The sequence below is a fragment of the uncultured Aquimarina sp. genome, from assembly GCF_947492115.1.
Classification (GTDB): Bacteria; Bacteroidota; Bacteroidia; order Flavobacteriales; family Flavobacteriaceae; genus Aquimarina.
The window spans coordinates 681,257-694,350 of sequence record NZ_CANLMM010000001.1 but is presented as its reverse complement, the minus strand read 5'-3'; the positions used below and the strand labels follow the sequence as shown (position 1 = coordinate 694,350).

General features: G+C 31.4%; 14 protein-coding genes. 13 read left to right on the top strand and 1 reads right to left on the bottom strand.

The genetic code is table 11. The annotated features are described in order from the left end of the window. Positions 1–182: 182 nt before the first annotated feature. A complete protein-coding gene (locus Q1A73_RS03165; RefSeq protein WP_299601446.1) occupies positions 183–1,052 on the top strand; it encodes a dienelactone hydrolase family protein in 870 nt (289 codons plus the stop codon). Between the two features lie 120 nt (positions 1,053–1,172). Here Q1A73_RS03165 and Q1A73_RS03160 read toward each other — a convergent pair whose 3' ends face one another. Continuing rightward, on the bottom strand, positions 1,173–1,892 hold the full coding sequence (locus Q1A73_RS03160; protein ID WP_299601444.1) for an arylesterase: 720 nt from the start codon (positions 1,890–1,892) through the stop codon (positions 1,173–1,175). A gap of 39 nt (positions 1,893–1,931) precedes the next feature. Here Q1A73_RS03160 and Q1A73_RS03155 point away from each other — a divergent pair, with 39 nt between their 5' ends. The 12 genes from Q1A73_RS03155 (at position 1,932) to Q1A73_RS03100 (ending at position 12,914) form a co-directional block, all read left to right on the top strand. Next, positions 1,932–2,618 (top strand): ABC transporter ATP-binding protein, encoded by a 687-nt coding sequence (locus tag Q1A73_RS03155; protein ID WP_299601441.1) that lies wholly within the window; start codon positions 1,932–1,934, stop codon positions 2,616–2,618. Then, positions 2,618–5,161 (top strand): FtsX-like permease family protein, encoded by a 2,544-nt coding sequence (locus Q1A73_RS03150; RefSeq protein WP_299601440.1) that lies wholly within the window; start codon positions 2,618–2,620, stop codon positions 5,159–5,161. Before Q1A73_RS03155 ends, Q1A73_RS03150 begins: the two co-directional genes overlap by 1 nt. A gap of 27 nt (positions 5,162–5,188) precedes the next feature. After that, on the top strand, positions 5,189–5,785 hold the full coding sequence (locus Q1A73_RS03145) for a hypothetical protein (RefSeq protein ID WP_299601438.1): 597 nt from the start codon (positions 5,189–5,191) through the stop codon (positions 5,783–5,785). Between the two features lie 44 nt (positions 5,786–5,829). After that, complete coding sequence (locus tag Q1A73_RS03140; protein ID WP_299601436.1) at positions 5,830–6,675, top strand: hypothetical protein; 846 nt, start codon at positions 5,830–5,832, stop codon at positions 6,673–6,675. Between the two features lie 31 nt (positions 6,676–6,706). Further along, positions 6,707–7,423, top strand: a complete 717-nt coding sequence (locus Q1A73_RS03135) for a hypothetical protein (RefSeq protein ID WP_299601435.1) — start codon at positions 6,707–6,709, stop codon at positions 7,421–7,423. Between the two features lie 43 nt (positions 7,424–7,466). Continuing rightward, a complete protein-coding gene (locus tag Q1A73_RS03130) occupies positions 7,467–8,609 on the top strand; it encodes an SH3 domain-containing protein (protein WP_299601433.1) in 1,143 nt (380 codons plus the stop codon). Between the two features lie 37 nt (positions 8,610–8,646). After that, complete coding sequence (locus Q1A73_RS03125; protein WP_299601431.1) at positions 8,647–9,462, top strand: helix-turn-helix domain-containing protein; 816 nt, start codon at positions 8,647–8,649, stop codon at positions 9,460–9,462. Positions 9,463–9,599: 137 nt separating this feature from the next. Then, entirely contained in the window at positions 9,600–9,977 is a 378-nt protein-coding gene (locus Q1A73_RS03120) for a VOC family protein (protein WP_299602597.1), read from the top strand. Positions 9,978–10,093: 116 nt separating this feature from the next. After that, positions 10,094–10,624 (top strand): hypothetical protein, encoded by a 531-nt coding sequence (locus Q1A73_RS03115; RefSeq protein ID WP_299601428.1) that lies wholly within the window; start codon positions 10,094–10,096, stop codon positions 10,622–10,624. A gap of 58 nt (positions 10,625–10,682) precedes the next feature. Beyond that, positions 10,683–11,243: a hypothetical protein gene (locus Q1A73_RS03110; RefSeq protein WP_299601425.1), complete on the top strand. Its 561-nt coding sequence runs from the start codon at positions 10,683–10,685 to the stop codon at positions 11,241–11,243. A 67-nt stretch (positions 11,244–11,310) separates the two neighbouring features. Beyond that, positions 11,311–12,048: an acetolactate decarboxylase gene (locus Q1A73_RS03105; protein ID WP_299601423.1), complete on the top strand. Its 738-nt coding sequence runs from the start codon at positions 11,311–11,313 to the stop codon at positions 12,046–12,048. Positions 12,049–12,071: 23 nt separating this feature from the next. Then, complete coding sequence (locus Q1A73_RS03100; RefSeq protein WP_299601420.1) at positions 12,072–12,914, top strand: hypothetical protein; 843 nt, start codon at positions 12,072–12,074, stop codon at positions 12,912–12,914. Positions 12,915–13,094: the final 180 nt, after the last annotated feature.

Sequence of the window (13,094 nt, the reverse complement as noted above, 5' to 3'; positions counted from 1 at the left end):
GCTGCATTTATTTATGCAGCTTTTTTTTATTAATCCGAGGTAATTGAACTATTGCTTTCAACTTGTTGTATCCAAGCCTTTATTTAAGAATATGTTTATCAATAGCTTTGGAATTGTGTTAGTTTTAACTAAGTCTAACATACTATAATTAGTATATTTAATAAACTAAATAAAACTCATCTATGAAACGTTTTACTATTCTAACATTAACTGTATGCTTATCTTTTGTTTGTCTAATTTCCTGTAAACAAAAAGATACCTCTAAAACAGAAACTTCAGAAGAGTCTGTTACAGAAGAAACTAAAGAATCAAATTATAAAACAATACAAGTAAAAGGAGAAGAGGTAACGTATGCTTCTGACTCTACAAGTTTAAAAGGATATATCGCTTTTGATGAAAACAATAAAGAAAAACGACCAGGTATATTAGTAATTCATGAATGGTGGGGGCATAACGAGTATGTTAGAGAACGTGCTGATATGTTAGCCAGTCTAGGGTATACTGCTCTTGCTGTAGATATGTATGGTGATGGAAAACTAGCAGAACATCCTGACGATGCTATGAAATTTGCTGGTAGCGTGATGAAGAATTTACCAGAAGCAGAGGCTCGTTTCAATGCAGCTATAGAATTATTAAAAAAACATGAATCTGTAGATGGCGAAAAAATTGCTGCTATTGGATATTGTTTTGGAGGTAGTGTTGCATTAGCGATGGCTAATAGTGGAGCTGACTTAGATGCCGTAGCAGCATTTCATAGTGGTGTAAGTCTTCCTATAATGCCTAACGATAAATTAAAAGCAAGAGTACTAGTGTGTAATGGAGCTGATGACCCTTTTATAAAAGAAGAAACAGTAACTGTTTTTAAAACTGCGATGGATTCTATTGGAGCTACGTATGAATATATCTCATATCCTGGTGTAAAACATAGTTTTACGTCTAAAGCAGCCGATGCAAATGCAGAAAAATTTAAATTACCACTAGAATATGATGCAGAAGCAGATGAAAAATCTTGGAATAGTTTACAAGAATTATTGGCTGAAACGTTTGAATAATTAGGAATAAAACATTCTAAAAATATGCTGATGAAAGTACTTTAATAATATATTTTTATCAGCTTGTTTTATTTAAAATGGGATTAGGTCAATTCCTTAAATTTGAAAATAACTAGAGAATTATTTAATTACTTTTTCTAAAACTTCCCACACATTATCCGCAAGGATCTTTTGTCCTTCAGTGGTTGGGTGAATACCATCCGCTTGATTTAACGCTGCTATACCACCAACATCCTTTAGAAGGAAAGGAATAAGTGATAGATTATTCTTCTCTGCTAATTCGGGAAATATCGTTTTAAACTCTGTGGTGTATTCTGGTCCCATATTTGGAGGAAGTTGCATTCCTGCTAATATGATCTTAGTTTCTGGATTTTTCTTTCTTACTGCGTCAATAATTGCTTGGAGGTTTGTTTTGGTTTCTGATAAAGGTACACCACGTAATCCATCATTAGCACCTAATTCTAAAAGAAATATATCTACAGGCTGTTTTAGGACCCAATTAATACGGCTTTTACCTCCAGCACTAGTTTCGCCACTTAATCCCGAATTAATTACGGTATAATTTAATCCCAAAGAATCAATTTTGTCTTGTAGCAACGCTGGATAAGCCTCGTTGATATCATCCAAACCATATCCAGCAGTCAAACTATCTCCAAAACATAGAATAGTTTTGGAAGATGTTATTGGATTTTCTGTACTTGTATTTTCACTACTTTTGGATGTTTCTGTAGGTTTGGTTTTAGAAGTATCTTTCCCGCAAGAAAGGAAAATACTTATTACTAAAAAATAACAAAACTTTAAGGAAATCGACTTATAGTCGGCGAATAAATCTAAAATCATTTGCTTATTTTTCGTGTTTATCATTTCTAAAAAAATAGTATGTCAAAGATATTAAAGATCCATGAGCTAGAGAAGACTTATAATAGTGGTTCTAAAAAACTAACGGTTTTACATAACATATCCTTTGATGTGGAACAAGGAGCAACTTTTTCTATTGTGGGCCCTTCTGGAAGTGGTAAAACTACCTTATTAGGTATTTGTGCAGGTTTGGATCAACCAGATTCTGGTATCATAGAGTTATGTGGACAAAATTTAGCCGAATTAGACGAGGATCAACGAGCACAATTAAGAAATAAAGAAGTAGGTTTCATATTTCAGAATTTTCAATTATTACCTACGTTAACAGCATTAGAAAATGTAATTGTACCCTTAGAATTACAAGGTGCTAAAAATGCTTCCAAAATAGGCATAGACCTTCTCAAGAAAGTTGGTTTGGGAGATCGTTTTCATCATTATCCATCACAACTTTCGGGTGGCGAACAGCAACGAGTAGCGTTAGCTAGAGCTTTTTCCACATCGCCATCTATATTATTTGCAGATGAACCTACTGGGAATCTAGATGAAGAAACTGGAGAGAAAGTAATAAAATTACTTTTTGAACTTAATAAAGAGGCTGGTACTACTTTAGTTATTATTTCTCATGATCTAGATCTGGCAAATAGAACTCAACAAATTTTGCGATTAAAAGGAGGAAAGATTATTAGCAACGAGAAAACAGCATCCTAATGAATAGAGAAAATATATATTCTAAAGCAGGAGTTTTGTGGTTGTTTAAAATGGCTTGGAGAGACGGAAGAGCAAGTATTTCTAGGTTATTATTGTTTATGGCTTCAATTATCTTGGGAATTGCTGCGGTGGTATCAATACAATTATTTAGTACCAATCTAAAGCAAAATATTCAAGGGCAATCGAAATCTTTGTTAGGGGCTGATTATATCATTGATAGTCGACAACAACCGAATGAAAAGGTAAAGGCCATCATCGATTCATTAGTGCCCGATGCTTATGAGGTTAATTTCCCGTCCATGGCGGCATTTCCTAAAAATGGAGCGGCTAAATTAGTTCGTGTGCGGGGAATGGAAGGTAGTTTTCCATTTTATGGAGATTTAGAAACAACACCAGAAAATGCCGCTACCACGTACCAACAAAAAGGAGGCGCTCTTGTAGATGCTACAGTATTATTACAATATGATCTTAAAGCAGGAGATTCTATCAAATTAGGAGTAGTTACATTTCCAATTATTGGAGCTATCAATTCAATGCCAGGTAGTTCTGGAATCGGAACAAGCGTAGCGCCAACAGTTTTGATTCCCTATAGATTCGTAGAGAAAACAGAATTATTACAGGTAGGAAGCAGAAAAGAATATCAATACTTTTTTGTAGATCCAGACAAAGATCTGGACGAATTAGAAAAAGTTTTAGATCCCATTTTAGATGATGAAAATGCAGATTTGGATACGCATACGAGTAGTAGTAGGCAGATTGGTCGTAGCTATGATAATTTAGGTAGATTCCTAAATCTAGCCGCTTTTATTGCATTATTGCTGGGTTGTATTGGTATTGCTAGTTCAGTTCATATTTATATCAAAGAAAAATTAACTGATGTAGCTGTACTAAAATGTATTGGAGCGAGCAGAAAACAGAGTTTTTTGATTTACTTGATACAAATTGCAGTAATGGGATTGATAGGAGGGCTCGTAGGGACAATAATAGGGATTGGTTTGCAGTATGCATTACCAGCATTATTACAAGAGTTTTTGCCATTTGATATTGAAATTACCACAGCGCCTCAACCGATTATCATGGGATTATTGCTGGGAATGTTTATGTCCGTATTATTTGCGCTCTTACCATTATTAGGTACATGGTATGTATCACCATTAGAAGTGTTACGAGTATCTGAAAAACCAGCGGTAAAATCTCGAAAAACCAGAATAGTTGCTTTTGGAGCGATCATTATATTCGTTTTGCTTTTTGGTATTTGGATTTTTGGAGATCTCAAATTTGCAGCTGCTTTTGTAATGGGTGTTTTTGTAACCTTTGCTATTCTAGCAGGTATTTCTGTATTATTCATAAAAGCTATAAAGCGTTATTTTCCATCTTCTTGGGGATTCACGGCCAGAACAAGCTTATTAAATCTTTTTAGACCTAATAATCAAACAATGGTTTTGATTTTAGCGATAGGGTTAGGAACATTTTTAATTAGTACGCTGTATTTTACCAAAGATATTTTATTAGCTAAAACTCAACTAGACAACAGTGCAGATCAGGCAAATCTTATTTTGGTAGATATACAACCAGAACAACGTGAAGCGGCTATAAATACCCTAAAAGATAATAACTCTGAAGTTTTAAATAATCTTTCGATCGTTACGATGCGAATGCAAAAGATTAAAGGAATAGCAACTAATGATATTCGGAAAGATACTACATCCACTATCAGAGAATGGGTTTTAAATCATGAGTTTCGAACTACCTTTCGGGATTCGTTAATAGCTTCTGAAACTGTGGTAGAAGGAGAATGGATAAAAGAAATTGAATCAGGTGAAGATGTTATGATATCTATTTCCGAAGGTTTGGCTAAAGATGCTCAAATAGGATTAGGTGATAAGGTTGTATTTAATATTCAGGGAGTCCTTATGGAAACGATTGTTGGTAGCATTAGAAAAGTTGATTGGACCCGACTACAACTAAATTTCATGGTCGTTTTTCCGAAAGGAGTCTTAGAACAAGCTCCACAGTTTCATGTATTAACGACCTACGTACCAGACACTAATAAGTCCGCTTCATTACAACAACAGTTGGTTAGTAAATTTCCGAATGTAACAGTGTTTGATCTCAGACAAATTTATACAGTGATTGAGGATATTTTACAAAAAATCTCTTGGGTCATTAATTTTATGGCATTTTTTAGCATTCTTACAGGGTTGATCGTACTAATTGGTTCTGTGCGGACCAGTAAATACCAACGTATTAAGGAAAGTGTATTATTACGTACACTAGGTGCTAAAAGTAGACAAATACTTCGTATCACTGCTTTAGAATATCTGTATTTAGGAATACTCGGTAGTTTAGCTGGGATCCTATTATCGCTAATTAGTAGTCAACTATTAGCTACTTTATTGTTCGAAGAACCCTTTGTACCTTCAGGAATTCCATTTATGATCTTTTTACCAGCAATCGTATTAGTAGTATTAGCTATTGGATTGAGCAATATAAGAAGTGTACTCCAAAGTCCACCATTAGCAGTATTACGAAAAGTTGGATAATTTTTATTTTGAAAACCAAAACCGACTATGAAAACATATCTTTTTTCAATAATTATATTTCTAATTAGTTTTAATATGATTGCCCAAGATAAATTGCAAAAGGATATAGATTTTGACGGAGTAGAAGATACTGTTTATATTGATTCTGATAAATCCACGATTGTATGTCTGTTATCGAGTATGCAATTTGAAAAAATAGAAAGTAAACCAATTGACATCTTAAATGAACAATCTTTTATAAAAGATGCAAGAAATGGATTTTACTTCGAAAATCATTGGATGCGTTCGGGTCATTCTAACCAATTTAGATTTGATAAAAAAACTAAAAGAATAAGATTGATCGGAATGAGTAGATATTCCTTTGGAAATGCTGCTAATGATGGAAGTGGTGAGTCTAGTGTTAATCTATTAACAAGTGATTATATAGGCAATTGGCATTATTATGATATGACAGCCAATAACAACGAAGGAGAACTCGTTAAAATTCCTTCGATAAAAACAAAAATGTACTTTGACAAAATATATCTAGAAGACTTTAATGATGAAGTGTATTTTGGATTTGGAGATCAATGTTCGGAGTTGTATTATCAACATAGAGAAAAGTTAAAAAAACAACGAGAATAAATATGTCTTATAACTATAATTGATTTACTGTGTCTTAAAGGAATATGAATAACTATACACCGCAAATATTAGAATATCAAGTTATAGATGGTGTGAAAACCAAGGTTAGAGAGTCCCGCTCTAACCTGGGAGATGCTTTATATCTAAATGATTCCTTAAGACTACATGCTAGTGGTAGAGAAATTAATCTTCATAATATTCATAGTGATGATCTTTGGGAGCAACCCATCATTTGTCCTGGTATTCCAAACAAAGCTTGGCAATCTAAAAACCGTATTCTTTTAACAACGAATACCAAACATTTTCATGCATGGGGATATTTAGGCCCTGCAATTATCATTGATATGGATTCAGGTAAAATTATAAGACAAATAAAAGGAAGTGAAGGAAAACCATTGTCCAATGGTATGTTTATTATTGGTTTAGAAGGTTATGGAATCTTCAAGTCATGGCTTTATAACCAGAATGGTGAGAAGGTACAAAAATGGAATAGTTATGGTCATTACGTAGTAGATGAATCCGATAATATTCGAGTAATTGAACAGGATCGGTCTATTCCAACACAATCTCATGTAGTGAAACTTCATATGGATGGATCCATTGAAAAAGGTGCTAAACTAACAACCTATGATGCTTCAGAACCTATTCTTATGCCAAATAATGACATCATTTTCGAAAACTCTGGCATTTTAAGAATTGTAGATTCAGATGTAAAAGAAATTACAAGATATCAACTCTTAAATATTGATCATGATAGGGCTTGGTTATTTACCAGTAATATTAAATTAATTGGCAAGAATCATTTATTAGTAAATATTTTCGAAAGAAGTAATGGAAATTCTTCACCAATCAGCTATAAAACGCATCAATGGTTGCTAAAACTAAAGTAAGTAGAAGAATTTCAAAATGGTTTAAATTGAAATGAGTAAAGAATTAGAACTATTACGAATTGAATTAAATAAATATCATCCTGAATTACTTCAGTTAGAAAAGAATTCACTTATACCAGATCCAGAACCAATGTTTTCAGAACTTAATCTTTTATTTGAAGATGATGAAAGAAGTTGTGTTATAATGCGATATGGTTATGAGAAAAAATATCGATGTGTTTTCGAATGGGATGATTGTACTATTTTCGAAATACTCAGTGACGATATAAAAAAGCTTGGAGAAATTCTTTTAAGTTGGGTATATAAAAAATCATTACCTTCTAAAATGAAAATTCAGTTCCCTGAAATAGCGTTTAGTATAGTTGCTGAATATTATGAAAAGGGAGAAGGAGTAAAAGGTGAATTTATTGAGAGTTGGAATTTGATGGAGAAATATTATGGTGATTTTTCTGATAGTTGGAGCGAAAAAGGGCAAGACGCTTTAAGATTAATTAAAGAAATGCGAAAATTAGGACTCGATCAAGAACTAAGGGCAGGACAATCTTTATGGTTTTTTATTTTGTCAAGATCTAGAAGACATGGCTTACAAAAATATACTCCATATATAGAAATTGCATTTATAGGTAATAATCAAATGGCTGTAAAATCTTATCTTAATGGTAAAGAAAAGAGAAAACAGTGTGAAGTAACCTATAAAGAATATCTTCAAAAAGAAGTAAAAGAATTATTAGCTAAAAAAATTCAGTAAATAACTATTTTAACATCTATACCATCAATTAATATATAAAACATTGAAAGCACAAAACACTATTACTTTGATTATAATTCTCATAGTGAGTATATCCTGTGGTAAGGATCAAAATAAGTTCTTTGAAAACGTTGATGTATCTTATAAAATAGAGGGTGATAATTGTTATGATAAATTGATCGCATCTATAAATGGAGAAGAAAGAACGTTGATTGATTATTCAGAAAAACTGAAGCTTACTATTGCTTTAATAGATGATTTTAATAACGATGGTAATTTAGATGTCCTATTAGAAAATGTAAAAGGGTGCGAAAATTCACAAAACGGATATTATTCAATAAACACACAAGGAAATTCATATTTTATATTTAGCACGAACGGTAAAGATTTTTTCAGAACTAAAGAAGTTGGGAATGATTGGGGAGGAGTAAAAATTGAAAAAATTAACGAGATATTACATTTTACTATTGATAGCACAGAACAGCATTTTTATAAAGATAAAGGAGATATACCAGAAACGGATATCGAAAATGTTTATGCATTAAATGATTATTCTTTACAACTAAAATCAACCAGATTTATTAAAAACAGGAATCCTAAAGAAGAAAATAACCAACACAGGGTTTTTGCTAAAAATGGATTAATCATTAGAGATAGTCCCAATGGAGAGCCTATTGGAAAGCTAGATTTTGGACAAATAATCACTGTAGATCGAAATACCAACATAGAATTGTCTTTAGAAGATGATGACTATCGTATTGATGGGAACTGGTATCAAATAACATACAATGGTCAAGTTGGATATGTTTTTAGTGGTTTTTTGATCAATACAGATTACTGTTGCTCTTTGTTTATGGACTGGGCGGATATTAATATCGGAGAAGAAGGTATTCTATTTAGAGTACACGGACAATGTTATATTTCGTATCCAATTAAAATTTTAAATAATAATCAAATAGAACTCATTTGGTCCCCTTCGGTTGATTGTAAGTTTTCCTCGGGATTGTGGGAAGATTATGGTGCCGATAGATCTCCAGAAATAGGGAAACCTTTTGCTAAATATACTTATAAGAATAATAAATTATTCGTAGAATATTATTATCCTGATTGGGTCAAAAAATATAGTAACTCAGAAATTTTCAGGAGTTCTTATGATATTAATTATCACTATTTAAATGGCAATTAATGATATCATTTTAAAGCTAATCAATTCGATATAAACTGTGGTAAATAATCTAAAAATCATAAAAGAATATTACCAACCAATTCAACCAGCAGTATCGGTTAATGATGATCAAATAAGTTATCAAGAAATCATGCCAAATAAAGGAATTGAAGATTTTGTTTATTGTTTCTGGCAGCTAAAGACTAAAAAAAAGCTACATCAAGATTATTTATATCGTGTGGTTTCTGATGGATGTATTGATATATTCTTTGACCATAAAGATCCAGAAGAAAACTTTGTAATGGGATTTTGCAGAAAGTATACACAGTTCCCAATCGGAAAAGAGTTTGATTATATCGGAATCCGTTTTTTACCATCTATGTTTTCAGTTTTATTTGATATAGATGCTAAAACTTTAAGTAATCAATCTCAAGAGCTTCATAGGGTTTTACCAGAATTTTCTCAATGGATTGATAAGACTATCCAATCTTCTCATTCATTCGAAATTATTATAGAAGCTCTTAATGAAAGAATTTTAAACTATCTACAAACTAGAGATATCCATTTTGATCAACGTTTCCTAAATGCGCTACATCTAATTTTTCAAAAAAGGGGATTTCTGGATACCGAAAAAGATTTGAATGTAGGCCTAAGTTCTAGACAATTACGCAGAATATTTAACTTTTATATAGGCACAACCGCTAAATCATTCAGTAATGTGGTTAGATTCCAGCATATCTTAAATGCAAAACCTTCTAAACAAAGTTTGAAAGAGAACAAATTGTATTTCGATCTAGGGTTTTTTGATCAGGCACATTTTATTAAAAATTTCAAAACATTTTATGGCGTAACTCCTTCAGAAGCATTTTCTTAAGGTTGTCCGATTTTTACAATGCAAGGTTTTGCTGCAGACCTAAATTTGTTGCAACATAATTATTAACGATGAAATTACTATTATCAACCGCATTGCTTCTAATGGTAAGTTGGACAAATGCACAAAAAGGAAACAATATGAAACTTAACGCTGGAATAATCACTGAAAAATTACAAGAAACGAAAACATTTTATACCGAAGTATTGGATTTTGGAGTAAGCTTTGAAAATGATTTTTACCTTTTACTTCATACTCCAAATCAATCTGCAGAAATAAGCTTTCTACAACCAAATCATCCGAGTCAAAAACCTATTTTTCAAACAGCATTTAATGGGAAAGGCGTTTATATAACGATTGAAGTTGAAAATGTCGATAAGGTATATAAACAATTGATTTCTAAAGAAGTACACATGGAAATTGACATTAGAGACGAACCATGGGGTGATAGGCATTTTGCAATCAAAGATCCAAATGGAATAGGAGTAGATATAGTAACCTATACAAAACCGGAATAATTGCATTATAGTTTATACATCTAAAAATTAAATCAGTTTGGAGCCTATCCAAACTGATTTTTTATTACAAAAAATCTATATTGTAATTTTATATGTATTACTATTCAAAAAAGATAATGACCAAGTACGTTATAATATTATTTTTATGTGCAAGCAGCTTTCAAGGTGTAGCTCAAGAAATTAACACAAATACCCAAAAAGAAGATACTATCATTTTTCCGGAAAAGTGCTTGGGAATATGGGAAGGAGTAATGAATATTTATCATAAAGGTCATTTAAGGGATAGTGTAAACGTAAGATTTACAGCTTCCAAGACAGCTAAAAAAGGAATTTATATATGGAAAACAGAGTATCTTTCATCCAAAAAACCAATGGTAAAAGATTATAAATTAGTGGTCGATGATATCAATGAAGGTCGTTATCTACTAGACGAAGGAGACGGTATCCAATTAACAGAATATGTTGTAGGCAATAAAATGCGTAGTTTATTTAAAGTAGAAGATATCTATTTAACATCAACTACAGAAGTAATAGGTAACCAACTAATTTTTGAAGTTACTTCTGGAAAAGAAATAGGAGAGGTGAAAGGTATTAAAAACTATTCTTTTATCAACGTACAACGTATGGTATTACATAAAATTGAATAGATAAGTTTAGATACAGAAAAAACAATAACTAACAATTGATTTAATTATAACCATTTACATGAAAGGGGAACTAAAGGGATTACTAAAAGAGATTATTTCCATTACCATTGGTATTTTAATTGCACTGTACATCAATAATTGGAATGAAGATAGAAAAGACAGCAATTATATTGAAAATATTTCAGCATCTATTCATCAGGAACTATCCGAAACTAGAGAGGATATTGATAAAAAAATAGTTCAACAACGAATGCTAATAGATACCCTTAACTTCTACCGAAAAGATGATCAAATGTCATTAGACAAAGTTATTAGTAAAGCAAAAGGGATATTCATTCCATCGATAAGAATCAATTCTTGGAAAGCTATTGCCAATTCTAAAATTGAATTAATGGACTATAGCACGGTTTCTACTTTAGCCGATATAGAAGAACAAAAAGAATTATTAAAAATAAAATCTGAAAAATTGCTGGATTATCTTTTTGCCAACTATCGAAAAACTGGAGAAGAACAAAAGGAATTTATGCAAATACTGATGTCTGAAATTATAAGTACCGAAACCTTTTTAAAACAATCGATTGATGAAATTATAAAAGAGGATAAAAGTTTGGAAAAATGATAATAAAAATTCAATATCTTATAAAGTTAAAGACTTTTAATTAATATAGTGTTTGTAAAGTTTAAAAATGAATTTGATTTTAAAACATATAATTTTCGGACTTCTAACATTTGGATTGATTGGTTGCAATTCAAATGAGAAGAAGAGTCAATCAAGTGAATCCCTAACTTATCCCGATATCAAAATTATTGGAGCAATGAGAAATGTGATGTGGAAGGGAGAATTAAGTGGTAAAATTGACCTTGATACAATTGCTAATAAAACTGGACTTTATGGAATTGGACCTGAAAGTCATTTGATTGGTGAATTACTTATTAACAATGGAATGAGTTATGTTTCTAAGGTTAACTCTGATTCAACAATGAATGTTATAAATACTTACAAAGTTTCCGCCCCATTTTTTGTATACGGGAATGTAACAGAATGGAAAGAATTTGAATTACCGTCGAATATAAAAACAATTAAACATTTAGAACAATTTATTTTTGATCTGACAGCTAGTTTTAAAAAACCTTTCGTTTTTAAATTAATAGGACGAACTTCTAAAGCTATTATTCATATTCAGAACTTACCGGAAAACACTAAAGTTACTTCACCAAAAGAAGCTCATCAGGGTCAAACTAATTACGAACTAACTAATGAAGAGGTGGAAATTGTGGGTTTCTTTTCAACCGAACATAAAGGAGTTTTTACACATCATGATACATTTTTACACATGCACCTGATAACAAAAGATGAAAGTAAAATGGGGCATTTAGATGAATTAGAAATTGAAAAAATGAAATTGTATCTACCAAAAAAATAAAATTTATCAAAAAATAATAAATAATGCGTTTAAAATATCATTTTAATCTTCCTCCAGAAAGTGATGTTATTTTGCGTAATAGAACGATTACCACATATTATGCTCAGTTATATCAAAGAGAACCTTCTTTGTATAAATGGGCAGGCATGGCTGCATTTGCTTCTTTTCATATTGGTGAAAAATTAAAGATTTGGGATTGGGAAGCGACTCCTATCAAAACTCTTTCTGAAACCTGTAAAAAGAAAAATAAATCTTTGGAAGATGATTTTCAGATCATTAGAATCATTAATAATAAAATATTTTCAGAAATAGGAACTGCATTATTAACATTTAGTCAAATGGAATACCAAGTATTTCGTAATCAGCTGGTCTTAGAACGAAAAAATGAACTTATTATAGAATCTTTTGATAAATTACAAGAGGCTAGAATAAAGATGCAAAATGATACTGTTGATCAAGAAACTCATGATTTAGTTTGGGAAGCAAATTTGCAAATATTATGGCATGAACAATACAAGGTAGTGCAACCATTATTTGATAAATTGAGTTTGGTTTTTTCTGGAGCAATGTCAATCATCGCAAGTTTTGATTATCGTATTCATCATAAACAAACGAATTGGAGATTAGCTTCTAGGTTTATTTTATTTATGTTTTCTAAAGGCTTTAAAGTTCTTTTACATAATGGAATACTACCCGATGTTACCAATATTAAACATCGATGGTTCTGGATATCTTCAGATTTATTTGTGAAATGGAAATCTGCTGAAAGCAACAAACAACTTATTACCGAAGAGATGCAAATATTATCTTCTTTAGAGCTTCGAAAACTTGACATTCTAACACACATCCATCAGAAAAATACATGATTTTGAGTACCCCAAATAACTAAAAAGAATTAAGGTTATTGGACTTATAAAACTTCACCAGAACAAAATAAAAAGTTTATCCAATTGGTCAATCATCTAAAAACAAGAGTCACAACTTAGTAACACTAAACTGAAAACGTAACAAATCCATAAGTAACTCGTCGACAGAATAAACGAGAA